Here is a 24,647-nt window from a genome sequence, read left to right on the forward strand (position 1 = left end):
TCAAAACAACTGTAGAAATTCAATATTAAAAGAAAAATAAAATGGAAAAAGAACTCATCGTAAAATGGAGAATCAAAGAGAGCGAAACTCCGGCAATTTTAAACCTGTTGGAAGAACTGGTTGAAAAAACCAGAAACGAGCCAGGTAATATTTCTTACCATATCTACCAGTCTGCAGAAAACAATAACGAACTCATCCTGCACGAGCGCTATGTAGATAGTGATGCTGTAGAGTTGCATAAAAGCTCAGATCACTATCAGCAAATCGTATTTCAAAAGATTATTCCACATCTGGAAGTCCGCGAGGTAAACATCTTAAAAAAACTTTTCTAACTCAAAATATCATGTCAAAAAGAATATTAATTATTGTTTCCAATGCAAAGGTAATTGGACCAAAAAACAGAAAAACAGGTGTATTTCTTGATGAAGTAGCCCACCCCTATGTAGCATTTGATGACGCCGGTTACCAGATCGACTTTGCCAGCATCACCGGTGCGGTACCAGCTCTTGATAATATGGAGGCAAAAGACGAAGAATCGAATGCGCGATTCCTGCAGAAAGGCGGCTGGGAAAAAATGCAGCACAACACCAAACTTGCGGATGTAGATGCCAGTATTTATGATGCGATTTTTGTTCCTGGTGGTTTAGCTCCGATGGTAGACATGCCCGAAGATGCGCTGTTGAAAAAAGTGATTGCAGAAACCTACGAAAGAGGCGCCGTAGTTGGCGCAGTATGTCACGGGCCGGTTTCATTGTTAAATGTAACACTTAGCGATGGCACCTATCTGGTAAAGGACAAAAACATCACCTCTTTTACCGATAAAGAAGAAAATCACTATGCAAAAGAAGATGTTCCGTTCCTCCTGGAAAGTGCGCTTACTGAACAAGGTGGCAGGTTTCATGCGGCAAGCCCATGGTCGGATAACAGCATTGCAGATGGAAATCTGGTTACCGGTCAAAATCCGGCATCTGCACGTGGTACAGCGCTAAAGGTAATTGAAATTTTAGAAGCATAATATTCGTCACCAGATAAAAAGGCTGTATCACTAAATCAAAAATGATACAGCCTTTACCTGCAATCGGCAGCGTTTAATATAACCGGCTTAGTGTTTCCCTCGATACGCCAAGGTAGGCTGCAATCAGTTGTTTAGGGACAATATTATAAAGTTGCGGGTACATGGCCAGTAGCTCTTCATAACGGGTTTTGGCATCGTTATTCATGAACGATAACAATCTTTTCTGCGAGGCTACGTAACCTCTATTGGAACGCCATCGAAAGAAATATTCCAAAGGGTAAATTTCTTTGCACATCTTCTCTCTATCCTCACTGGTTAGGCATAATACCCGCGCATCAGTAACACAATCAAGGTTCACTGTTGCAGCCTCTCCATTATATAAAGCATTGTAATCCGAGGCCCACCATGTTTCCATCGCAAACTGCAGGATAAACATTTTCTGATCATCATTAATGTAAAAGGTCTTCAAACACCCATCTAATACAAAATACTCACAATCCACCCTGTCGCCAACGTTGATAATTGTCTGGCCTTTTTTAAACGACAGCGGTTTAAAGTGCGAATAAAAGTAGTCAAACTCTACATCAGTAAGCTTAATGGTTTTGTTAAGGTGATTTTTCAAAATATCCTGTGAAGACATATAGTAAGGGTTCTGATGGACAAAGATAGCGAATTCAGGGGAGCTGTACCCAATTGCAATTTGACGAAAAAACTTAACAATAACTTAACAGGTTGTATTCGGAAAGTGAACTGATTTATGCGGTTATTTGATTGAGTCGCAATTCTTCTATTTAACGATTCCACATTTTATATGCATCCAGCTAATGTAGTGCTACCCTTTATCGGCGAAACCCATCTAAGTATTCCGCTTACCATTATTTTTTTAGTTTGCCTGCTGGCTGTAGTTGGCTTCGAGTTTGTAAACGGATTTCACGATACCGCCAATGCTGTTGCTACAGTGATTTATACCAAAGCACTGAAACCTGTCATTGCTATTCCCTGGTCGGGCTTTTGGAATTTCATGGGCGTTTTCACTGGTGGTATCGCTGTTGCGATGGGCATTCTGAAACTCGTACCACTTGATGCGCTAATGAACCTGCCCGTAGGTGTCGGGGCTAGCATGGTACTGGCTGTCTTGCTGGCCTCTATCGCCTGGAACCTCGGTACCTGGTATCTGGGCATTCCCTGTTCCAGCTCCCATACCATGATCGGTGCAATGATTGGTGCCGGACTGGCCTTCACCTGGTATTATGGTGGCAAGGGCGTGAATTGGGGAAAAGCGGAAGAAATTGGACTATCACTCATCCTTTCACCGGTCATCGGATTCGGACTCGCTGTTTTACTGATGTATTTTTTAAAGCACATCGTCAAATACCATGCGCTTTTTCACATTCCTCATGGCGAACATGATCGTCCACCATTGCTGATTAGAGGTTTATTGATTACCACCTGTACATTGGTGAGCTTTTTCCATGGCAGTAACGACGGGCAGAAGGGTGTTGGTCTTTTAATGCTCATCCTGATTGCTTTCCTGCCGGCCAGGTTCGCCGTAAATCACCACATTCAACAGGATAAGGTGATGCGTGATTTGAACAGCACTGAACAGATTATCCAGAAAATATCCGTTCTAAATCATGGTAAATCTGTTAATGTCGCCGATTTCACTTCTAAGATAGAACAAACGAAAAAACATCTCTTGTTGAAGAGCGAGACAGATAAAGAAAACACCTATAAGTTCAGAAAACAGATTGAAGCCGTAATAGCTGCAATCAAAATAGTTGAAGACGACAAATCGCTTGTTATTTCTGCAGAAGATCACCGGAACCTCAGCAGCAATAAAGATGAGCTTTCGAAGCTTGTGGATTTTGCACCATTATGGGTAATCCTCACCATTTCCATCTCACTTGGCCTTGGTACCATGATCGGTTGGAAAAGAATTGTAGTAACCATTGGCGAAAAAATTGGCAATGAACACCTGAATTATGCCCAGGGGGCAACTTCAGAAATTGTAGCAGCTTCAACCATCGGACTAAGTACGGCCTTCGGTTTGCCTGTGAGTACTACTCATGTCCTTTCAAGTGGTATCGCGGGGGCAATGGTTGCTTCTGGAGGAAGAAAAAACCTTAACAATAATACCTTGAAGAATATTGGCCTCGCCTGGGTACTTACACTCCCGGTATCCATCATTCTTGCTATCTTGTTGTTTATGCTGTTCCACCTTTTTATCTAACCTGATTTTTAACAAAAACTTCCCATGAAACAAATACTTGTTGCTACAGATTTTTCAAAAAGTGCAGCCAATGCGTTTACCTATGCCTTATCGATGGCTAAGGTATTGAAAATGGAGGTTGCCGCTATTCACGCCATACATCCAACCGAAGGGATCAACAATAGCACTTACAATGCCATATTTATCGAATCTTATTACCGGAATAAACGGAATGCGCTCGAGGCTTGGGCAAACCTGATCCGTGAAGAACAAGAGCTCACAGAGATTAATATATCCACAAGCTGTGAGGTGGGTTTCCTGAGATCGGTTATTCTTGAATATACGAAATCGAATCCGGTAGAATTGCTAATTATGGGTATAACCGGCGCCACAGGTATTGCCGGCATTGTTGGAAGTAATGCCAGTATGGTGGTTTCGAAAATGAGAATACCAACCCTAATTGTGCCGATAGAAAGTGTTTTTCCTTCCGAACCAGTGATTACACTTGCAACCGACTACGAAACCAGGCTATCAAACAAAGATTTGGTTGCGCTTAACGAAATGCTTAAGGCTTCGGGCAGCAAAAGAATGCAGGTGCTTTATGTAGCAGAAAAATCTGACGAGCAACACATACAAACCGGTGAGCACAGCATCCGGAGACTCCTACCACACACCCAAATTGACTTCAATTATATCCGGCACAACAGTGCCCCTAACGGTATTATGGATTTTATTGAGCAGAACCATACCGACATTTTATGTCTGGTAAAACATCATCACAACATTATTTACAGGCTGTTCACCACCAGTACAGTAAATAAGGTTCTAAACAAATCTGTAAAGGCGATATTGGTACTGCATGATTAGTGTGAGCAAACCATTTAATACGGGTGTAATATTTAATACTTTAAATGCGCTTCTATTTTAATGGAATAGTAAAAGTAAATACAGAACCTTCTCCTAAATTACTTTCAGCCCATATCTTTCCGCCATGAAGTTTCACGATTTCAGAAGATACATATAGCCCTATTCCAAAACCAGAAATCAGGTTATTGTTATCTACACGGTAAAAGCGTTCAAATAATTTTGGAAGCTCTTCTTTCCTGATGCCGATTCCCTGATCCTTCACACTAACTTTTATCTCATCCTGATTAGAAGTACAGGAAACCTGGATCATTGAATCAGGCGCAGAATATTTGACGGCATTCCCAATCAAATTTGCAATTACCTGTCCCAGCTTACCTTTGTCGGCATTGATTACCTGGCTTTCAACCGGTTCAAAAATAAACCTATGGGTACTGTAAAGCATGGTAACTTCTTCCTGCGCATCTTTAATTAAATTAGCAATGTCGAAATCAGACCGGCTCACTTCTAGTTGAGCAGCTTCCAGCCTGGAAAAGTCAAGGAAACCGTTGATCATATCAGTCATGCGTTTGGTTTGTTTTACAGACTGTGATATGGCCCGGCGGATAACCTGATCAGTGTTTCCCTGAGAACGCATTTCAAGCAACTGCAGGTAGGCCGATAATGAGGTTAATGGCGTTTTCAGCTCATGGCTCACCATACCCATGAAATCGTTTTTCCGGATATCCTCCATTTTTTGCTCTGTGATATCCATCACCACACCCGTAAAAGCCGAGAAAGCACCTGATGGGTCTGATTTAAGATTACCAATAGCCCGCAGCCAGCGCAATCTTTGATCATGTAAACCGATAACGGTATAGGTAACATCGTAGTCTCCGTTGTTGTAAATGGCATTTTCAAGCTTTTGTGATACATAATCCTTGTACTCGTCGGTAATTTGCGCGATGGCCTGCTCGATAGTAAGTGGTTCATCAGGGTAATATCCATGCAACTCTTTCAACCGGGCATCGGTTATAAATTCCCGGGTAACAGAGTGAATGTACCAGGTTCCAAAATTTGCAGCATCAATAGCCAGGCGAAGGGCCTGTTTACTTTCCTCAATGGTATGTTTTGCATCCAGAAGTGCTTCATTTGCAGCAGTCAGATCTTCGTTTGTTGCCAGTATCTGTTCGTTGGATGAAGTAAGTTCCTCATTTATAGCAGCAAATTCTTCATTCATCGCCTGCAGTCTTTCTGCGCTTTCCTTCAGGCGCTGCTCCCACTGGTCTCTTTCTGTAACATCCCTCGTGGTTCCAGATACGGCAATTACCTCTCCGCTTTCATTAAATACAGGATTTAATATATAATCATAAAGCCTCCTGCCCAATGTGGCATGCGGAAATGCAACCTCGCCCCGTATACTACTCCCTGTTTCCCTGATGCTGTCAATTTCACGCTCGTGCATTTCGGCATGCCATTGCTCGTAACCATTTTCAATAAGTCCCTTTCCAATGGCATCATCCCACGTTTTTCCCCACATATTGAGGAGGGCTGTATTGGCATACGTGAAGCGGTAGTCCAGATCAAAAACATACATTAAATCAGGGGTACCCGAAGTGATGGTTTCATAAGTGCGTTTTTGCTGCTCCAGAATATCTCGTGATTGCGCAAGGGATTGTTCAGCTAATTTCCGTTCGGTAATATCCGACGCTAAACCAAACCATTCAGTAATCTCGCCTTCACTATCAAAAATGGGCACTGCACGGGAAAATGTCCATCCGATTCCTCCATCTGCACGGTTCACCCGATGCTCGAGCTGAAAAATACTTTTGTTTGCAATGGCGTATGCTATTGCAGCCTCTACCATCTCAAGGTCTTCATGGTAAACATTTCTGGTTTTCCATTCTGGTGTTGGCTTATTGGCATCAAGCAGAAAGCCTCTACCGTCAAGCTCATACATAATGCTCCAGTCGGGATTCAAACTGTAAACAACGTCGGAAGTTGCTTTTAGTAAAGCTTTGAACCGTTCATCGTTTGTAGAAGCGGGATGTGGCTTGCCAGATGGTTTATTCATAAGGTCGTTTCAGATATTATTTTTAAACGGAAAAATAAGAAAAATGTTCATGAGGGAAGCCATATTTCGCAGGGTTTTCATCCGTTTCGGGTTTAATAGAAACATAACACTCTAAATCAAAGTGCTTTTCTGTCGTTGTGAGCGGTTTGTAAGGTACTGCTGGGTTTTGATATTTTCCCACATAATCAACTTGTCTTCAATTTTTGAAAATACCCTGATATCTCCATCCTGAGAAATCACCAATCCAAGGGAATTCGGATGTTTCCAGCAGTAGGCAATCATTGAGCGGTGCCGGGTACCATAGTGCTTCGGATCATAAGGAACCAGTGATTTTGGCGTAGCGGTAGCTGTTGAAGAAACATAGATTTTTTTGGGCATCCCTTTCGCCCTCAATACCGCGCCGAAGCCATTGGTAATCATATTTCGATCAAAAAGGACCACTCCATCTACACAGGTCTGGGAAGCAATAAAACTGATCGAACCCTTAATCTCATCCGCGGTGCCTTTCTTTTCGCTCAAGGCCTGCGATTCCCATTGGTATAGTTTCCTGCTAATTGAACTTTTTCCAGACTGAAACTGGCCCTCAATGGTATTTTCGGAAACGAAGTTATCAATTGCTGATTTAGCATGAGCAATCATGGCAAGTGTAAGCCGCTCATAGTGAATCTGGTATTTGATATCCAGGTCTGCACGATCGTCGGCAATCAATATGGCCCCGCCATGCTGATAATTCTGAATCTTGAGCAACAGCCTTGAAAATGTTTGAATCCAGAGGCCATCAAGATATTCTTCCCAGTCCTGATATTTTTCGGCAGGATGAAATTCATCCAGATACTGATGTATAGCTATCTTCAGAAACTCTGCATTCCGTTTAAGCATTTTAGATATGGGCCCGATTGTCAATACATCCAGATAACGTTTTACCAGCACATTCTGCTTCAGGGTAGCCAATAACTCATAGTCGAAAAACACGTGGAGCGTGCCAATATCACTTACGGCAACCTGAAACAGGCCCGGCTGTTCAGAATCGGTATCCGACTCATAGTTTAAAAAATTCTGATAATGCATCGCCTGGTCAATCATGCCCCATATGTAAAGCCCGCCCTTATCATTGAAGTATACTGCAAGCGATGAACTCGAGGGATCTGCAGCCTTTGAAAGTTTTGCCAGTGCTTTTGTATTCATTGCGATTGGCTTTTCAAAAGCCACGCAGCTCCACCTTTCCGGAACAATAAAACCCGGTGGCTTTGGATCGGGATTTTCCGGATCGATGAAAGTAACCGTTACTTTAATCAAATCACTCTCCTCCTTGCACATGCTCGAATAGAACAAACAATCAAACAGGGCCTCCAAAACGCTCAGTTCAGGAACAGGCACCCTGCTTCTATTTAATTTCAGCTTATTTTGGACCAATACGGCAAGGTCCTGTGGACGGGAATTTTCCAAATCGAATGAATTTAATGATAAACAACAAGCCAAAGCAAAGGTTTTGCTTTCACAATAATTAAGTGATTACCAATCAAATGCCCGAATATGAACCCACAATAAACTTGCTCACAAATTTTGCCCACACAACTGCATTATAAAGTTACCTTAAAACAGTATACGACAACTCGAGCCCCTAAAAAGAATACCTGAGCCCCAGTTGAATTAAATAACCTGAGTTGACACTGTTATCCTTTCTAAACGTACTTTCAACGAGTTTACCCGCAATAGTGGCGAACTGAAAGCTTGGTGCCGTACCATTTGCACTTACCTGATCCAGATTAACCGGAATCAGAATAGAACTTGCATTTACCAGTTTTCGTACACCCCAGTCAGCATTGAGCAGGTTACCCAGGTTTAACACATCAGCACTGATTGTGAGGGAATGCTCACGAGCACTTCCCTTTAGCAAAAGATTCAGACTGACTTTCAAATCAAACTGGTGCCGCCATGGCATCAAAGCCCCGTTACGTTCCGCATATTCTCCGGCTCTCCTGCTCAAGTATTTATCCTGACTGATATACGAAAAAAAAGCTTTCTGCTGGTCGATTGCCGAAAAAACAATTGCAGAATTAGTACCTGATGCCCTGATCGGAGAAAAATTAATTTCAGAAGGATTTTTTGGAATATAAATGAGCGACCGGTTTGCACCGTCCCCAGTTAGATCCCTTCCGTAGGTGTAAGAAAACCTCCCGTCTGAACTTCCCTGATAAAAAAGTCCGAGATCTAAACGGATTCTGCGTGCAAGCTCAATGGGCATAGTGAGGGCAGATACGATCCGGTGTGGCATAACGAAACCAGCATCCGCCAGTGGGAGGTCATTTATCCCGTTTACCGATGGGGTAGAATTCAGGGCAGAAAGTGTTTGATCGCCGTCTCCATCATTGTAATTTTTAGCCTTGCTTTTTACATAACTGATTGAAATATCCAATCCTGAAGAAAATTTGCGTGTTAAAGTAAACAGCGCCGAAGAATAATAACCCTTTGAGGAATTCGAAATTGATACCACACTCATCGCAGAATTCCCCGAGGCATCTCGTTCCCCCTTCGCATTCAGGGGATTAATGTATTTTAGGTTATTTCGCTGTGGATAAACCAGCCGGTGATCAGGATATCCGCTAATATTCAATGTTAGTGGCTTAACGAGATTTAAATCACGGAAAGAAATGCCTCGTATATCACGATTAAAAGTAAGTTCAAACTTTCCTTTTAGGCCTCCTGGCAGTTTCATTTCGAGAGATAGTGTACTTTTCCAGCTTTGTGGCATTTTAAAATCGCGCGAGAGGACACTGACCACAGCCGGAATGACATGGATTCCCTTTGATACCGAAAGCTGGCGGGGATACGGGTCGAAAGATACCGGGGTATTTTGCTGTCCCTGCCAGGTCTGACTGATCTGATTCACGCCCGAGTACCTTGCCTGAGAGATCACCCATACAAAAGGGATCCTGCCGGTGAATATTCCTGTTCCCGCTTTCATCACGATCGCCCCATCAGCTGACACAGCATATCTGAGCGACAGCCTTGGAGAAAGCAGCAAAGCCGGGCTGGGAAGAAAAGCGGTGTTTATCCTTTCTCCCTCAGCATATGCAAGGGATGATACAGCTGGATTGCTTGCCAGATTCCGTGGGTAAAGTGCCATGTCGCCCCTGGCGCCCAGATCAAGCTGCAGGCGCTCACCGCCATGAATGGTGTGTTGCGCAAAAGCCGATAGATTAAGGTAATCGAAGGCGTAAGATGGATCGTTATCCATTCCCTCCGGCACAAAGGTTAGAGCATAGTCGACAGGTTTGTTACCCGATACAAAGTCCTGCCACGAAGCAAACGTATAATAGCCCGAAGCAAAAGGCATGTAGCTGTTTTGCGTTTGCATATAGTCTGCCTGAAATCCGATTATCCAGCTGTTCCGGCCTGGTTTCCAGCGCAGAATATCACTCACAGAGTATAAAGATACCAGACGCTTGTTATTCATCGAAAAGGGTTCATAACCAAAAGAAGTGAAAGGAAGTCCGTCCTTTAAGATATCGACAAAAGGGAAAGGTCTGCTATCCGAAACCCGATATTCATGTTGTCGGGTAAAGGAGGCGCGAAGGGCGTTATTCACAGTGGACGATAAACGGTAATCCCACTCTGCAGAAAGCGAATAAAAAATGGATTTGGTATCGAAATTTGAATTGCTAAATGGGAGTGCATTGATACCACGCCTTCCTGCACTGGAAGAAAACGGGGTAAGCGGACTACGCGAACCATTTACCAGTTCAGGCCTGTTGCTCATGAGCTGATTGTAGCGAAGGCTCAGAGTATTATTCTCCGCAATATTCCAGTCTAAACGGCCCAGCAAACGGTTACTGGCAGGTTTAAAGTCGTAATCCTGATAAGCTCCGGTATGATAGCCATACTGAGTTGATAGATAGTTGCTGATCTGATCAAGCTCGGATGCATTTGGCCGGGCAATATCAGCCGCACTTCCATAGGGCATATCGCTGGTAGCTGCGTGATAAATCTGCGGCGGATATACTTCAGTTTCCCGTTCCAGACTAATAAAATAAAAAAGCTTATCTTTTTTAATGGCACCTCCCAATCTAAATCCGTTGAGTGCATAACTGATTCCTGTTCTCCCATGATTACCAACAGTAGCCAGGCTCACGTTACCCGCCGACTCACGCAAAAAAGAATAGGCCGATCCCTGAAGTGTATTGCTTCCTGAGCGACTGATGATATTTACGGCACTGCCAATGAAACCTGATTCCCAAATTGCGTCATAAGGCGCATTATTCAGGTAAATTTCTGCAATGGCATCCAGGGAGATGGGCTGCGCTCCGTTTCCCGGGAGGTTATCTCCAACACCAAAGTTATTATTAAACTCCGAGCCATCTACTGTAATAAAGTTTTGCCGATAGTTTCCACCTGCTATTGCAGCGCCGTTTGCTCTTGGATCCAGACGGATAAAATCGGCAATGGACCGCTTTAGACTGGGAAGCATCCTGATTTTATCCTGTGGAATCTGTATACCATGTGCGGCCTGCATGGAACTTTTTGACGCCGCTTTCTTTAAAACAGCTATATTGATATCAGCTAAAATAATCGGTGCGCTTTCCAGTACGATATTGATTTCCTGGGGTTGCGCAAGGGAAAAATAAAGCTCAGCACGTAGGAAAGGGAGTAAGCCCGGAGAAGAAGCCTCCAGCCGGTAAGGGCCACCTGGAATGATGCCGGAAATCTGATAGCCGCCCTGTTGATTGCTTACGCAACCATAAGTTGTCCCCTTACTTAAATCCTTAAGCGTAATCGTAGCTACAGCAATTGCAAAACCCTGATCATTAGTTACCCTGCCCGACAAACTTGTCCGGGTTGTCTGCGCAAGCACAGACAAATTAAGCAGCAGCAGTAAAATGATCAGGGTACGCATATTGCATCTAAGTGGACATCATTAAACCACTCCTCCCATTAATGGATCCGTTTTTCCTTCTTTTCCTGTTTCTACTCGTCCCGCAAAACGTTCGAAGAAGTGTGACTCATTTTTCACACTGACCTTGAAATCGTACCAGCGGTAGCTTTTAGCAAGGTCCATTATAACCGAAACTTTTGCTTTGGCAGCAAGCTTAATTGTTTTCAAACCGGTTTTATAGGCCATATCTTCAATATCCACTACAATTGCCTTATCGCTGGTATTGTCCAAAGTGAAATCAAGGTTTCCAGATAAACTGTTTTTCAACAAACCGGACTGATAATTACATTCAACCTGAAGCGCTGAGTTGACCGAAGTACCGGCAAATTCACGAAAAAAGCCATTCGGACCATAAGCCCTGAGATGGTATTGCCCGTTTTCAAAATCCGTGGCTAACCATTCATCGGTCAAATGATCTCCGGCGCTTACCGTATAATCCCATACCCGTAAAATTTCTCCTTTAAAAGGGCTCATGGCGTAAACGGTAAAAGGGGCACCGGAAGCACGCTGACCAAAAACCTGATTTGCCGCAGCAAAGTTAATTTTGATCCGGCCATCAGTCTTTGAGCTATCCACATACAATTCATAAGGTAGTGCGCAGGCTGCACGGATTCCTTTTTCCTGCTTAGGAAAATAAGGAGAACTAGCCGGATCAGTATTAATCATATCGATCTCTTCGGCGCTCAGTTTTCTATAATTATCCGGCAGCTCTTTAAACTTTGCTGAATAAATATGCTGCATAAACGCTTCCTTTACCAAACCCTTCGGATACGAAATCTGCTCACCGTTATAAGGGCGAAATACTGAGCTCAGGTCTCCGCAAATCGTTCTTCTCCACGGGGTGATATTCTCCTCAAGAACCTTCTTCTTGTACTTTCTTTCAATAAAGTGCTCCAGGAACTGCAGTGAAGATGTATGATCAAACACCTCTGAATTCACATAGCCACCCCTGGTCCATGGAGACACGATTACCATCGGTACACGATAACCCAGCCCAATCTGGCTTTCGCGGATATTAGCCTCTTTCATCGAAGGGTTAGTTTGCTGAGTTTTGGTAGCAAAGTCCATCTTCGTATCAATACCATCAGAAACTTTTCCTGAATGTGCTTTAAAAGGATGTGGCGGTACAAAAGGTGGTACATGGTCGAAATAGCCATCGTTTTCATCGTAAGTCACGATGAAGATTGTTTTTTTCCATTGTTCGGGATTTTTGGTCAAGATGTCCATTACCTCACTTACAAACCAAGAACCAAACCAAGGCACACCCGGATGATCAGAAAAGTTTGCCGGAGTCATTAGCCAGGAAACTGTAGGCAGTGTTCCCTGGTCAACATCTTTTCTAAACTGGTGAAGGATGTCGCCTTTAGGGATATTCAGCTCGCGTTTTTCGCCTTTATCCTCATAAGTCATTGGCTGAAGGGCATGGAAATGCTCATCGCCGGCATTCACCGTAAATGCATTTGCATTCAGTTTTTGAGCTTGTGTAGAAAGCTTCGCATGGGCATCCGTGGTATATTTCTGCTCTTCATCCTGAGTTTTAAGGAGCAGTTTTTTGATTGCTTCCAGCTTGGTTTTTTCCTCTTCACTTAAATTTTCATTGCCCGATTCGGCAATTTGTTTTAAAAGCAGTTCCTTTTTTTCCTGAAGATTGGAAATTGCTCCTGGTGTCAAACGCACATTATACTGCTCAAAATATTCCATCACATTAGTTCCGAAATTACTCAGCCAGGAACTTGATTCTCCGTTCAGTCCGAAACCCATGGTCAGTTCATTCTGGTATATTTTCCATGAAACTCCATTTTCTTCTAACCGTTCGGGATAAGTTTTCCAGTTTAAAGTGGGCTTATCGTAGTTGCTGATGTTCCATAAATGTGCCACACCTTCAGGCTTATTTTGTTCCCTCACGGTTCCTGTCATCCAGTAATAACGGTTCGGGTGTGTTCCGGCAATTACCGAACAAAAGTTTTGATCACAAACGGTAAAAGCATCAGCAAGGGAATAATAAAATGGGAAATCTTCGCGCTTGCAATAACCGATAGTCAAAGGCATGTGTGCATAGGTAGCTTTGTAGGGCTTTTTAACATCCAGCCAGCGGTTGTACTTGCCGCCATTCCGGGCATCCGTCTGGTCGGTCCAGTTGTGCGGGGTCGATCCCATCCAGGCAATCTTGGTGTCCTTAATATCCAGGTGCCATGGTGCATAGGTTTCACCATCTTTATTGGTTTGCAGCCAGACTTTATTTTTATCAGGCAGGTTAATTGCCCTTGGATCATTGAATCCCCTTACTCCCTGCAACATTCCAAAGGCGTGGTCGAAGCTCCGGTTTTCCTGCATCAGAAACACAATGTGCTCGGCATCATAAAAAGTACTGCCTATTGCCGGATTAATAGCCAGTGCTTTCTGAATTGCTGGCGGCATTGCTCCGGCTAAGGCAGCGCCTCCTGAGAGGAGGGCTGCCTTTTTAATAAAATCTCTACGTGAATCCATATTTATAAAAAGTGCTTTAAAATGAGTATCTCGCGCCAAGTTGAATTTGGTAAGGCGTGCCTGCCGCCTGGGTTACCCCCACGTTTTCGTTTACACGATATTCATACTGTTTTTTTGTTTGATCGAAACGCGTAACTGTAAGTAAGGTCTGGTCGCCAAGGTTGTAGTTTACCCCCCAGTTTTTATTGAGCAGGTTGGCAAAGTTGAAGGCATCAAAACTTAAAGTCAGTTTCTGGTTCTTATAAGTTTTGAATTCCTTTTGAACGCGGATATCGAATGTTCCTGAAAAAGGGTTGATACCTCCGTTACGGTCGGCAATTTTACCCAGACTTTTAAGGATATATTCTTTCGATCTGTTATCAGGATTATTCAGCACTTTTTCCATTGAAGCCTTGTTGGCCGCGCTGGTAAGCGGACTGTTCGGATCGAAAACAAAAGCGAGGTCATTATCATTACCCGGGCCACCAACAAAATCACCGTTAATATCCGCATCAACAGTCATAGAATAACGCGTTCCGCCAATACCCCTGAATGTGGCAGCCGCCGAAAAGCCTTTCCAGCTTGGTGTACTTCCGTAAACAACAAGCTTATTTCTGAACTGATTATCAGAGTAAACTACCTGCGATAAATCTCTCGGATCCGATTTTACCGGCCTGAATGTAGAAGTGTTAGCCACATTACCATTGTAAGATGAATTATCTCTCGCATCATTCAACGTGTAGCCAACATTGATATAGCCATCTTTTAAATAACGAAAGCTTGCATCTAAAATCATCGCTTTCTGTTCCAGCGTGGCACCATTGGTAAGCATCAGTACACGGCCTACTTCACTGGTTTTACGGCCTAAAACATTATTGGTAATTCCAGCTGCTGTAATGGATGCAGCCGGTACAAACACCCCCCTGTTTTCTTCATTAGCCAAAGTGAAATACGGATTATCCACCAGGTTTTTATCCAGATAGACGTAGTTATTTTTCGTGTAGGAATACAGCAGGTTGATTCCCAGTCGCAGGCGATCGCCGATAATTTTGTTATAGCTCAGGTTAGCTTTGAAAATTGAAGGCATTTTCAGGTTCGGGTCATTCAGGTTGATTGTGGACACTACAGGTGCGCCTGCAATTACACCCGGAACGGTTGAGGGGTCCTGGCGGTATAGCGGGAAATTTGGCGTTGGTACCAGGCTTGGCCCGGAGGCTGGTCTGGATACATCAATCGAAGCGACCTTAGTTCCGCTATTCTGAATATTATTCACCTGAGCATAGTTTACCGGATAAGATGAGAACAATCCGCCACCTAAACGGATGATGTCTTTTTTCTCACTGTTAACATCCCATGTTAGTTGGAATCTGGGCTGGATTTTACCTGCGTCTGTAATTTTGCTATCAGTACGAAGTCCCAGCGTCCGCTCCACGACCGGATTGTAATCCGCCTGGGTTAAAAAGCTGGTTACATCATAACGAAGACCAATCATCGCATTTATGTCTTTACCAAGGTCGGTTTCCACCTGCCCGAATAAGGATAGGTTTAACAAATATTGCTGTACCGTTGGGATGCCATTAATTGGCGCTTCCCTTGCATAGCGTGATGCATTAAGGTTATTGAAGTCGGCCAGACTATTGAAGATAAACCGGCCATTCTGCTCGCTTGAAAGATAAGTGTCCATGTAAGTCAGGGTATTATCCGTACCGAATGTGAACTTATATTTACCTACATTGTAATAAGAGGTATTGATTAACTGGACCTGGTTCTCCAGGTTATTTTCCGGAAAGAAACGTTGTCCGCCCAACTGAACCGTTCTGTTGCCCAGCGTACCGTTAGGTAAGGTTGAGCGTACGGTAACAATCGCTCTTGGAATATTCCCAGCCGGAAGCTCGCTGTTGGGTACATAATCCCGTGTAGCGGTTTGGTATTGCAATTTAAATTCGTTTAAAAAATTTGGACTGAATTGTGAGCGCAGTGAAACCAGTGTACTATTTTCTCTGGATTTAAAATCGCCCCATACTTCAAAAAGGTTAATATTGGAATTATCACTGTTACTTACAGGATTTAACCAGTCGCTATAATTGTTTCTGATAGTTAACCGATGTTGATCATTAATCTGCCAGTCAATCCTTGCGAAGAAAGTATTGGCGAGGGTTTTCCGTTGGAATTCGCCCACCTGAGGGCCCGATCCCAAACCATATTTTGCTCTGCCAATGTTCACCACACTATCAAGGGCACCTTTACTGATCCCCAGACTTATCGCATCAGCATCATCCCTGATATCGGCGATAAAAAACGGCATCGTTTCATCCTGACGATCAAGGGCGGTAAAAAAATGAAGCTTGTCCTTGATAATTGGTCCACCCAAACTAAATCCATATTGATTGGTGGTGAATTTCTGTACCCGTTTGTTTCCACGGATATCGTAAGGGCTCGCAAGGAAATCCGAGCGATAATAATCAAATACCGAACCTGTTAAGGTATTGGTTCCTGATTTTGTTACGGCTGACACGGTACCACCACCTTCTCTACCCCTGCTCACATCATAAACATTGGCCGCGACCTCAAATTCCCGGATGGCCTCCAGCGATAAGGAATACGGACCACTACCAATAGCACCTGAAGTTAGGTTGTTCCTGGCACTGGCACCGTCAATTAAATAATTGGTAGAAGATGCCCTTTGACCTGAAATATTGGTTCCATTCGTTGTAGGTGCAAGAGCAGAAAGGTTGTTAAAGTTTCTGTTTTGCGTTGGCAGTTGTTGAATGTTCTGCGCCGTGATGGCTGTACTTGATCCAAGCCTATCGATACGTTTAGTTAGCGTATTCGCACTTATGTTTACCTCATTTAGCTGGGTATTGGATTCACTCAGTTTAAAATCGGCCACGATATTGTCCCCCTGGTTCAGCGCCAGGTCGGTTTTAGCCTGCTTTGGATAGCCTATATAACTAACCGTTACGCTGTAGGGTCTGCCCAGTGGCAATTGAATTAAGGCGTAGGTTCCATCTTTGCCGGTGGCCGTAACGGTTCTGAAACCAGTTGATTCATTGCGTACAACAATAGAGGCTCCGGGGATTGCTATCCCCTTTTCATCAGTAACCCGGCCACGGATAGAAGCATCGGTACTTTGACCATAAGAACTGGCGGCAGAAAAAACTAAAAACAGGCAAATCAGCAGCGGCTGAGCCCAAAACAAAATATTTCTTTTCGAAAGGTTAAAAAAATGGTAATAAACTCGCATATTTATTTGCTTAATTGATTTTTGGAAATTGATTTAGTATAAGATGCCACTGCTTCAGCAGCCATCTTCCCCGGGTTCCTATTGGAGTAGGAATCCGGTTCTTTTTTTTATTTAACTTTAGTTCATCTTGCCGGATTAAGGGTGATCATTTGATTGGTTTGTTCGTAACTCACACCGGTATTGCGGGCTATCTCAAGCAACGCATCTGCCAGCGGCAGGTAACCTAGTTTAAACGAGTATTTTCTTGTTTTAGGTCCGGATATCTTCACCGGAATATTATACTGGCGGCTAAGAACCTGGGCAATTTGAGCTAAATCCATCTGATCGATATATACCGATCGGTCGTTTTTCCAACTGCAGAGCTGTTTCTGGCTGTCTCTGGTAAGTGCTGTTTCACCGCTTCGCAAATCGTAACGGATCACCTCGCCGGGCGTAAGACCGGCATGTAGTGTACGTAACTCCTTGCCCTGTGTTTTTTCAACTTTTACCTTTCCTGTATTTACCGCTACCTGATAAGCTCCGGTTTCAGGATAAAAGTTAATATTGAAGGAGGTGCCTAATACTGTGGTAATGAATTGACCTGAAGAGATACTGAAAGGGTGTCGGGCATCGCGTTTTACTTTGAAAAATGCTTCTCCCCGATCCAGCATCACGATTCGTTTTTCAGATCTGTTCAGATTCTTACGTACACGAAGGGAGGTAGCAGCATTCATGAAAACCTGCGTACCATCGGAAAGTGTTATTTCTTTTACCTGCCCTTTTAAGGTAGTGAAAGTATCGTAAGCAACTCTTTCAGCCGCTTTCTGATGGGCATGATTTCTCAGAAACAATATGGTTCCCGCAACAAGTAAAATGGAAGCGGCAACAGACCAGCTCGCTATAGCACTGAAAGATGTTTTGCGCTTGCGGGTGGTTTTAGAAAGTATACCCGCAAAAAGCTGAGCAGCAAGTTGCTCATCCTGCTCAGAGCTTGCCGCCCCCTGGTATTCTGGTTCAGAGAACCAGCGGTCAATAATTGTTTTCCTCTTCTCATCCAGCTCCCCGGCTTTATACTGCATCAGGATTCTGGAAAGGATTTTTCGCTCTTCGGGTTTCATTCATCCATAAAGCGTTTGAAAACGAAGAAAGTACTTTAAGCGAATATTAACATTAGGTTAATTTTAATCTGCCACGCAAACGCCTAAGCGCCTCAGAAATATTGTTTTTAACAGTTTGCTCTGACAGGTGTAGTTCCCGTGATATTTCGCGTACCGACTTGTCATCTTCACGGCTTAGTTGAAAGCATAACTTCATATTTTGAGGCATCTTTACCAACTCTGCATCAATTTCTGTTTGCAATTCTTTTAAACTAATGCTTTCTTCGATTCCAGAATGATTTTGAAGATCGGCGATTAGCAGATCCATTCCCTGTAAACGGACCTTATTCTTTCTAAAAAGATCAATCACGTCGTTTTTGGCAATCCGGAATAGAAATGGCCACAGCGAATCGGAAATAATTAGACTCCCACGCTTATCCCAAAAGGTAACAAAGGTGTTCTGAAGAATGTCTTTAGCCTGATCTTCATCGCCTATGAGCTGAACAATGGCAGCAAGCAGCCTCTGCCAGTAAGCATCGAAAACACATTTAAATGCTTTTTCATCTCCAGCCTGGATGGCTTGAAGAAGCTCAATGTCTGTCTTGCCGTTCATCATGATTTGTTGCCGGCAAAACTAGATATTCAATTGTTAAGGCACCGTTAAGCTTAATTGAACAACGGCTTTGTTACTTATCCGGATAATATTTCTTTTTCAACTTAAGTATTTTATTTACGTAGTCAACTACGTATATTTGAACATAAAATAATTGAGCGCATATGAACACTATGAAATTAACCGTTGCCCCTTTGCTGAATGAAGATTGCAAAACTGTTATCGACCTGATTTTGCCTATCCAGCAAATTGAATTTAATGTACCCATTACTATTGAAGGCCAACCCGACCTGCTGGATATCGAATCGAGCTACCATCAAGGAGGCGGTAATTTCTGGGGTGTAAAAATAAACGGCGAACTGGCAGGAACAATTGCTTTGCTTAATATTGGACACCAGGCAGGTGCGCTTCGAAAAATGTTTGTAAAAAAAGAATTCAGGGGCAAAGAATACGGCATTGCCAGTCTTTTGCTGGAAACACTTGTGTCATTCTGTGCTGAAAAACAAATTACAGATATTTACCTGGGTACAGTGGATATGCTCAAAGCAGCACACCGGTTTTACGAAAAAAACAGTTTTAACGAGATCGACGCAGCTGAGTTACCCGGCTATTTCCCAAGGATGATGGCGGATAATAAATTTTATCATTTACATTTGAGTGCCTAAATAATTTCATGAATGTAATCGACGAATCGGGCCTGCTGGCCATTTCCACCAGGTTGCAACGCCTGAGCGAACAAATCAGGAAGGATGGCTTTCTGATCTATAAAGCGAATGGAATTACCTTCGAGCCGAAGTGGTTCCCGGTAATCTACACACTGCATTTCAAACCGGTATTAGGCATTGTAGAACTGGCTACAGAAATTGGTTATACCCATCCCTCTACGATTACCCTCTTGAAAGAACTGGAAAAGGAAAAGCTAATCTCATCCAAAAAGGATAAAAACGATGAACGCAAACGATTGGTACAATTGTCTGTTAAAGGAAAAAAACTGGTAGAACAGATGCAGCCCGTTTGGGGCATTATCACTTCAGCAATTACTGAATTAACGGACACACAAAACAACCTCATGAAAGCAATTGTGGAAGTGGAGCAGCAATTAGCAGAAAAAACTTTTTTTGAAAGGGCAAAGGATATCATGAAAAAAGCGGAATAACTAGCTCGCCAAAAGAGCCTGATTAACCCGCCCTACCAGCTGATAAATATCAAAGGGTTTGGCAATAAAGTCATCAGCTGTGCATTGAAGCTTCATCTGGTCAATCCTTTCGTGAGCACTCATCATAATAATTGGAATATGACCTGTTTTTTCGCCAGATCTCAGAAATTTACAAACTTCAAGACCGTTTCCGTCCGGGAGCCTGATATCCAATAAATAAAGGTCAGGTTCATTCACAATCTTGCGGGCCATGAAGGAGGAAACATCTGAAAAGGCATATACCTCATAATCTTCGCCTTCCAGCACCAGGGTAATTACTTCTCTTATATCGGCATCGTCTTCGAGGATACATATTTTTTTTGGCATGCTTGTCTTAGTAAATCAGTTCGGGTTGACTGCATAACAACAACTTTTAGATATTGTTTACAATTTGTTGCCACATAATGAAAATATTTGATTTAAGACTAAAAAATAAGAGTATTAAAAAGCCCGCCACAAGGTTTCAAAATCACCTTTTGCATGAAATAGTAACGTTATAAAATTGAATCTGCGTAATGCCATTGATAAACATCCGAACAGATTTCAGCAACTCCTTTAAAACAAATGCTTAATGAAGGTATTTCGTCTTACTAGATTTATTAAACCATCACATCATCGATTCGCTAAACTTTTAATACCTTTATTAAAAATGTGCTCGAATGTTTAAAAAATACTTCCTCCTGATTTTATCTCTTTCATTTCTCACCATCCTATCCTGCTCACACCAACCTAAATTAACTTCGAAAAACGATGTTGATATGCTGTTGACCATATTGAAAGCTAATCTTTCACAGCAATACTTTGATAAAGCAAAAGCCGTGGATTTGGTTAATAAATTAACGAAAATGGAAAGCCAGAAAAAATTCGATCATTTGACCCCGACACAAGCTGCCAGAATGATCACATCGTTTCTCCAGGCAGAAACACACGACAAGCATTTCAATGTAACAGCATACCCGGCTAATCCTGAGAATGCGGAGGAAGTAAAACCGCTTAAGCAGTCTGTTGCTGGAATTAGTGATTACAGGATTTTAAAAAACAATATTGGATACATCAAATGGGACTTATGTATTGCAAATGAAAACGCATTCAGGGAAATTCGGAAAGTCCTAAACACACTTACGGGCTGTAGGGGTTTGATTTTTGACTTAACAGAGAATCCGGGCGGCGATGGAGCAAGCAGTGCATTCTTTAATCAGTTTTTGTATGGCGATAAAGGATATCAAACGCTATTGAAAAAGAAATGCACCGGAGATAAAGAATGGCATCAGAGTGAAGTAATTTTCAATTATAAGGATGGTCCGACTTTTTTTGACAAGCCAATCTATATCATAGCATCCAAAAACACATTTTCAGCTGCTGAATATTTTGCATTTACGGCGAAGGAAATGAAAAGAGCAATAATTCTTGGTGACACTACGGCAGGTGCTGGTAATCCGGGTACCTCACAAGGATTCAGGACACCTGAAACAGATACCATTTTCTGGATGTTTATTCCAAACTGTCAGATCGAAACCAAAGATGGACATTCCATAGAAGGCATTGGAGTTGCACCTGATGTGCTACTGAAAAGTGACCAATGGCTTCAGGAGACTTTGGTTTACGTTGCTAAACATGCTAAATGATTTTTCAGCCGCAACTCAGGGATACTTCACCATGCTACAGATTTCATTAGCTTGATAATACCAGACTGGCAATGGGTTCCACGATCGAAGTGGAACTGATGTTGATAACCCGTCCCCACTTATAACTGATCATATGCGGAATAGCCAGCATAGTGGTTTCTACAACTATTTTTAGCTTAACCGGTAACCTCAGCCTTTTTGAATAAATTCACATAGGCATTTACAGCAGTCTGAAGAAATTCCCTGGTTTTCCCCTCTTTCAGCTTATCCTCCTCATCAATCGATTCGCCGATTTTTGCCAGATAGACTTCAGGTTGCTGCATGATCGGCATATCTAAAAATACCAGACTTTGCCTTAAATGGTGATTGGCACCAAAAGCAGCGAGATTACCCGGTGAATTACTGAATATCGCTGCAGGCTTACCGCTCCAGATACTTTTCCCATAAGGGCGAGAGCCGACATCAATAGCATTCTTTAATACTCCAGGTACCGATCTGTTATATTCTGGTGTGATGAAAATGACGCCATCAATAGTTGCCATTTTTTCTCTGAAGATGGTATATGCTTCGGGTACATCGCCTTCATCATCAAAATCCTGATTGTAAACAGGTAGATCAGCGATGTTAATGATCTCAAAATCAAAGCCTCCAGGGGCCATATCCACTACCGCTGCTGCGATTTTCTTTGAGAAAGAAGCTTTACGCAAACTTCCTGCTATAATTCCAATTTTCTTGCTCATATATTCCTGCTTTAGTATCTTAATATACATCATTTCAATGATGCTGAAATATTAAACCAGACAAGAGGAACAATGTTTGCAGGCATTTTCCGATTTTTTACTTAGCTACATCTGTAATTAATAAATTATTCGGCAACAAAAATTCCTTATAATTGTTAATACGGAAACTATGAGCAAAGTATTTACAATTACAGAAGGACTTGAGAATTTAGGAGCGCTGCGTACCGGAGGACAAGGCTCGGTATACAAAGGAAAGCGTATTGGTGCAATTTACTCTGCCGTAAAGCTCATCCCAACGCCCATTTACACGGAAGACCGCAACGATAAAAATTACCGCAATTTTGAAAATGAAGTATCAAAATTGCTCAAGGTAAACGAGAATCCGAGTCCCAATGTGGTGAAGATGCTCAGTTTCGGCATCACCGAAAGCGGATCATTCCCTTTTATTGAAATGGAATATATTGAGGGTCCGGATCTTTGTGAACTGCTTCAGGAACCACATGAAAAGATTTTCACCATACAGGAAACGGTTAAAGTAGCCCATCAGCTCGCAGCGGCACTGGCGCATTGCCACAATCTGGGCGTAAAACACGGTGATGTAAAGAGCAACAACGTAAAATACAATGTGCATACCGGCAACTATGTGCTACTCGATTTTGGCCTGGCTATATTGAGCGATGAGCAGCGCAGAAGCAGTATCAGGCATGCCGGTGCAGTTGAGTTTATGGCGCCCGAACAAAATGAAGGCAAAATGCTCCTGCAAAGTGATGTATACAGCTACGGCATTATTTTATATGAATTACTGGCCGGACAGGTACCTTTCCCCCTACCCGGCAACAGCGACACAGGACGCAATACCGTCATGATCGGGCACATGGAAACTGAAGTGCCCAACCTACTCGATTTACGTCAAAACAACCTGCCAGCCAGCTGGAGCGAGGAACAGAAAACCAGGGAAATGCGCGTGCCGGAGTGGTTGCTCACTCTGATCAATAAATGCCTTCAGAAAGACCCGATGCTGAGATATGCCGATGGAATGGTGTTGCAAGAGGCCGTATTAAATGGTGGATTGATAGTACCACCAGCCCCCCAAGCACCAGCAATCCCGGCCACCCCTGTAATTAACCCCGACCTGGAATTTCTTCGGACAGAAAACGAATCTCTTCGTCAACAAATTGAAACATTAGAGAACACCGTAGCGCCTGAAGGAAGTGGCATACAACTATCACATTTCGCATTTGCCTGCCTGATTATCGTGATTGTTGGTTTGATGGCTATTGTCGGCTATTCGCAATTCGGTAAAAAAGAAGAAATGAAGGAAATAGTCACTCCTGTAGATTCGATTCCATCTGCGCCTGATACCACGGACGCCGAGCGAATAAAACTGGCTCAGGAACGCAAGGCCGCAGCTGCTGCAGCAACCAAACGCGTGGTGGATAGCGCCATTAAAGCCGAAATAAAAAAAGCGCAGCAGAAAGCCGTGGACAGCACAGAAGATCTTACGCCAGATACTTCGCTTAAACCGCTGCAGTTTTAATAAAATAATACATTGGCCCTTTTTGGCTTTTTACACATTGTAATTTATGGAGACAAAATCAAATTTCTGGCGTCGCATTGGCATTCAGGATTGGTTTCTGACGGATGAAACCAAAAGGAACATAGAAAAGCTGCCGCAGCTTACCCCGGATACCATATATAGCTTTATTGTCGATAAATTCCAGGAGTCAATTAACGAAATGTCGTTTGCCGACCGCGTCGTTTTTTATCACGAATTCATCATTACATTTAATGCAGAAGACTACCAGGCCTTTACCGACAATAAACAGGGTATTTTTGGTTTAATTGTGCAGGAATCGGTTAAAAAATTCTACGATATTTTGAAAGAACATCGTCAGGCAGGTAAAACGGTAGAACCTTCGGGATCGAAATGGGTCTTCCGCCTGGTTTCCCATCCTGATTATGCCCGTGGCGACAAAGGCTTCATTGGAAAGTTGCTTCCTGGAAATAACCAGAAAGCTGAGAATCTTCGTGTTACCTTTATTCCCCGTCAAACCGGTATTGCCCAAACCTTCGATGTGAATAATGACATTTTAAAAGGCTTTACCTATTACAGCGATGGCTACATGGAGATCCCCTACGAAGCTCAGCTCGAATATACAGAGGGTAGTCCTGCTCCGGCAGAGCAATCTGTAATTGCGCGCCTGGAAACCATTATCCCCGACAAGCAGTATGCCGGTAAAAAAATAGAGTTTCTGATTAAAACAGCAGACACTATTGTTTCCGGGAATGAAGATGAGCGGGATGACCCGAATATCTTTAAAATTGCTACTGAATGGGCCAATTCCCCACACCTGCATATTCGTTATAACCAAGCCGACGGCAACTTTTATCTGGCTTCTTTCGGGGAGGTAACCACCTTAAATGAGGTTCTGGTGCCCCAAAGTGAAATCAATGCGCCACAGTGGGTACCATTGCCGCTCAATTCAAGGATGTTGCTAAACGGCATTATCGGCTTAAACCTGTTTAAATCCTAAGTATATGTCGCAGTTACTTTCCATCCTGCTGTTAACCCTCGTCACCGCCCTTCTGGTTGTACATTTTAAAGACATTAAAA

At 43.0% G+C, this 24,647-nt stretch carries 19 protein-coding genes; 9 read left to right on the plus strand and 10 right to left on the minus strand.

Features of this window, described 5'->3' with window-relative positions:
- Positions 1–41: 41 nt before the first annotated feature.
- Together AB669_RS00260 and AB669_RS00265 are read left to right on the plus strand one after the other, a co-directional pair.
- Positions 42–332: a putative quinol monooxygenase gene (locus AB669_RS00260; RefSeq protein ID WP_047797292.1), complete on the plus strand. Its 291-nt coding sequence runs from the start codon at positions 42–44 to the stop codon at positions 330–332.
- A gap of 11 nt (positions 333–343) precedes the next feature.
- Positions 344–1,015 carry a type 1 glutamine amidotransferase domain-containing protein gene (locus tag AB669_RS00265; protein ID WP_047797293.1) on the plus strand — a complete coding sequence of 224 codons (672 nt, stop codon included), beginning with the start codon at positions 344–346 and terminating at the stop codon, positions 1,013–1,015.
- A gap of 73 nt (positions 1,016–1,088) precedes the next feature.
- Here AB669_RS00265 and AB669_RS00270 read toward each other — a convergent pair whose 3' ends face one another.
- On the minus strand, positions 1,089–1,655 hold the full coding sequence (locus AB669_RS00270; protein ID WP_047797294.1) for a Crp/Fnr family transcriptional regulator: 567 nt from the start codon (positions 1,653–1,655) through the stop codon (positions 1,089–1,091).
- Positions 1,656–1,826: 171 nt separating this feature from the next.
- On the opposite strand from AB669_RS00270, the gene AB669_RS00275 reads away from it, so the two are divergent.
- Positions 1,827–3,245: an inorganic phosphate transporter gene (locus AB669_RS00275; RefSeq protein WP_047797295.1), complete on the plus strand. Its 1,419-nt coding sequence runs from the start codon at positions 1,827–1,829 to the stop codon at positions 3,243–3,245.
- Positions 3,246–3,269: 24 nt separating this feature from the next.
- A complete protein-coding gene (locus tag AB669_RS00280; protein WP_047797296.1) occupies positions 3,270–4,091 on the plus strand; it encodes a universal stress protein in 822 nt (273 codons plus the stop codon).
- A gap of 52 nt (positions 4,092–4,143) precedes the next feature.
- Here AB669_RS00280 and AB669_RS00285 read toward each other — a convergent pair whose 3' ends face one another.
- From AB669_RS00285 to AB669_RS00315, 7 genes are all read right to left on the minus strand, one after another.
- The gene (locus tag AB669_RS00285; protein ID WP_047797297.1) at positions 4,144–6,141 is read right to left on the minus strand and encodes an ATP-binding protein; all 1,998 of its coding nucleotides are present in this window, start codon (positions 6,139–6,141) and stop codon (positions 4,144–4,146) included.
- 111 nt (positions 6,142–6,252) lie between these two features.
- A complete protein-coding gene (locus AB669_RS00290; RefSeq protein WP_047797298.1) occupies positions 6,253–7,587 on the minus strand; it encodes a putative sensor domain DACNV-containing protein in 1,335 nt (444 codons plus the stop codon).
- A gap of 175 nt (positions 7,588–7,762) precedes the next feature.
- The gene (locus tag AB669_RS00295; RefSeq protein WP_047797299.1) at positions 7,763–11,035 is read right to left on the minus strand and encodes a TonB-dependent receptor; all 3,273 of its coding nucleotides are present in this window, start codon (positions 11,033–11,035) and stop codon (positions 7,763–7,765) included.
- A gap of 21 nt (positions 11,036–11,056) precedes the next feature.
- The gene (locus AB669_RS00300) at positions 11,057–13,561 is read right to left on the minus strand and encodes a phosphocholine-specific phospholipase C (RefSeq protein ID WP_047797300.1); all 2,505 of its coding nucleotides are present in this window, start codon (positions 13,559–13,561) and stop codon (positions 11,057–11,059) included.
- Positions 13,562–13,577: 16 nt separating this feature from the next.
- A complete protein-coding gene (locus tag AB669_RS00305) occupies positions 13,578–16,784 on the minus strand; it encodes a TonB-dependent receptor (protein WP_082120542.1) in 3,207 nt (1,068 codons plus the stop codon).
- Between the two features lie 122 nt (positions 16,785–16,906).
- The gene (locus AB669_RS00310) at positions 16,907–17,881 is read right to left on the minus strand and encodes a FecR family protein (protein ID WP_047797301.1); all 975 of its coding nucleotides are present in this window, start codon (positions 17,879–17,881) and stop codon (positions 16,907–16,909) included.
- A 52-nt stretch (positions 17,882–17,933) separates the two neighbouring features.
- On the minus strand, positions 17,934–18,476 hold the full coding sequence (locus AB669_RS00315; protein WP_047797302.1) for an RNA polymerase sigma factor: 543 nt from the start codon (positions 18,474–18,476) through the stop codon (positions 17,934–17,936).
- A 161-nt stretch (positions 18,477–18,637) separates the two neighbouring features.
- On the opposite strand from AB669_RS00315, the gene AB669_RS00320 reads away from it, so the two are divergent.
- Entirely contained in the window at positions 18,638–19,138 is a 501-nt protein-coding gene (locus tag AB669_RS00320; RefSeq protein WP_047797303.1) for a GNAT family N-acetyltransferase, read from the plus strand.
- 8 nt (positions 19,139–19,146) lie between these two features.
- Positions 19,147–19,629: a MarR family transcriptional regulator gene (locus tag AB669_RS00325; protein ID WP_047797304.1), complete on the plus strand. Its 483-nt coding sequence runs from the start codon at positions 19,147–19,149 to the stop codon at positions 19,627–19,629.
- Here the strand turns inward: AB669_RS00325 and AB669_RS00330 are convergent, their stop codons facing one another.
- Positions 19,630–19,995 carry a response regulator transcription factor gene (locus tag AB669_RS00330; protein ID WP_047797305.1) on the minus strand — a complete coding sequence of 122 codons (366 nt, stop codon included), beginning with the start codon at positions 19,993–19,995 and terminating at the stop codon, positions 19,630–19,632.
- Positions 19,996–20,327: 332 nt separating this feature from the next.
- Here AB669_RS00330 and AB669_RS00335 point away from each other — a divergent pair, with 332 nt between their 5' ends.
- Positions 20,328–21,293, plus strand: coding sequence for a S41 family peptidase (locus AB669_RS00335; protein WP_047797306.1), 966 nt, complete (start codon positions 20,328–20,330; stop codon positions 21,291–21,293).
- 176 nt (positions 21,294–21,469) lie between these two features.
- On the opposite strand, the gene AB669_RS00340 is transcribed toward AB669_RS00335, so the two are convergent.
- Entirely contained in the window at positions 21,470–22,033 is a 564-nt protein-coding gene (locus tag AB669_RS00340) for an NADPH-dependent FMN reductase (RefSeq protein ID WP_047797671.1), read from the minus strand.
- Between the two features lie 169 nt (positions 22,034–22,202).
- Between AB669_RS00340 and AB669_RS00345 the strand changes: the two genes are divergently transcribed.
- Both AB669_RS00345 and AB669_RS00350 read left to right on the plus strand, forming a co-directional pair.
- Complete coding sequence (locus AB669_RS00345; protein ID WP_053058183.1) at positions 22,203–23,570, plus strand: serine/threonine-protein kinase; 1,368 nt, start codon at positions 22,203–22,205, stop codon at positions 23,568–23,570.
- 46 nt (positions 23,571–23,616) lie between these two features.
- The gene (locus tag AB669_RS00350; protein ID WP_047797307.1) at positions 23,617–24,567 is read left to right on the plus strand and encodes a hypothetical protein; all 951 of its coding nucleotides are present in this window, start codon (positions 23,617–23,619) and stop codon (positions 24,565–24,567) included.
- Positions 24,568–24,647: the final 80 nt, after the last annotated feature.

Source organism: Pedobacter sp. BMA (assembly GCF_001027745.1).
Taxonomy (GTDB): domain Bacteria; phylum Bacteroidota; class Bacteroidia; order Sphingobacteriales; family Sphingobacteriaceae; genus Pedobacter.

Excerpts from the sequence above, each read along its gene's own strand:
- AB669_RS00260 (WP_047797292.1), top strand. The coding sequence starts at position 42 with ATGGAAAAAGAACTCATCGTAAAATGGAGAATCAAAGAGAGCGAAACT.
- AB669_RS00265 (WP_047797293.1), top strand. The coding sequence starts at position 344 with ATGTCAAAAAGAATATTAATTATTGTTTCCAATGCAAAGGTAATTGGA.
- AB669_RS00270 (WP_047797294.1), bottom strand. The coding sequence starts at position 1,655 with ATGTCTTCACAGGATATTTTGAAAAATCACCTTAACAAAACCATTAAG.
- AB669_RS00275 (WP_047797295.1), top strand. The coding sequence starts at position 1,827 with ATGCATCCAGCTAATGTAGTGCTACCCTTTATCGGCGAAACCCATCTA.
- AB669_RS00280 (WP_047797296.1), top strand. The coding sequence starts at position 3,270 with ATGAAACAAATACTTGTTGCTACAGATTTTTCAAAAAGTGCAGCCAAT.
- AB669_RS00285 (WP_047797297.1), bottom strand. The coding sequence starts at position 6,141 with ATGAATAAACCATCTGGCAAGCCACATCCCGCTTCTACAAACGATGAA.
- AB669_RS00295 (WP_047797299.1), bottom strand. The coding sequence starts at position 11,035 with ATGCGTACCCTGATCATTTTACTGCTGCTGCTTAATTTGTCTGTGCTT.
- AB669_RS00300 (WP_047797300.1), bottom strand. The coding sequence starts at position 13,561 with ATGGATTCACGTAGAGATTTTATTAAAAAGGCAGCCCTCCTCTCAGGA.
- AB669_RS00305 (WP_082120542.1), bottom strand. The coding sequence starts at position 16,784 with ATGCGAGTTTATTACCATTTTTTTAACCTTTCGAAAAGAAATATTTTG.
- AB669_RS00310 (WP_047797301.1), bottom strand. The coding sequence starts at position 17,881 with ATGAAACCCGAAGAGCGAAAAATCCTTTCCAGAATCCTGATGCAGTAT.
- AB669_RS00315 (WP_047797302.1), bottom strand. The coding sequence starts at position 18,476 with ATGATGAACGGCAAGACAGACATTGAGCTTCTTCAAGCCATCCAGGCT.
- AB669_RS00320 (WP_047797303.1), top strand. The coding sequence starts at position 18,638 with ATGAACACTATGAAATTAACCGTTGCCCCTTTGCTGAATGAAGATTGC.
- AB669_RS00325 (WP_047797304.1), top strand. The coding sequence starts at position 19,147 with ATGAATGTAATCGACGAATCGGGCCTGCTGGCCATTTCCACCAGGTTG.
- AB669_RS00330 (WP_047797305.1), bottom strand. The coding sequence starts at position 19,995 with ATGCCAAAAAAAATATGTATCCTCGAAGACGATGCCGATATAAGAGAA.
- AB669_RS00335 (WP_047797306.1), top strand. The coding sequence starts at position 20,328 with ATGTTTAAAAAATACTTCCTCCTGATTTTATCTCTTTCATTTCTCACC.
- AB669_RS00340 (WP_047797671.1), bottom strand. The coding sequence starts at position 22,033 with ATGAGCAAGAAAATTGGAATTATAGCAGGAAGTTTGCGTAAAGCTTCT.
- AB669_RS00345 (WP_053058183.1), top strand. The coding sequence starts at position 22,203 with ATGAGCAAAGTATTTACAATTACAGAAGGACTTGAGAATTTAGGAGCG.
- AB669_RS00350 (WP_047797307.1), top strand. The coding sequence starts at position 23,617 with ATGGAGACAAAATCAAATTTCTGGCGTCGCATTGGCATTCAGGATTGG.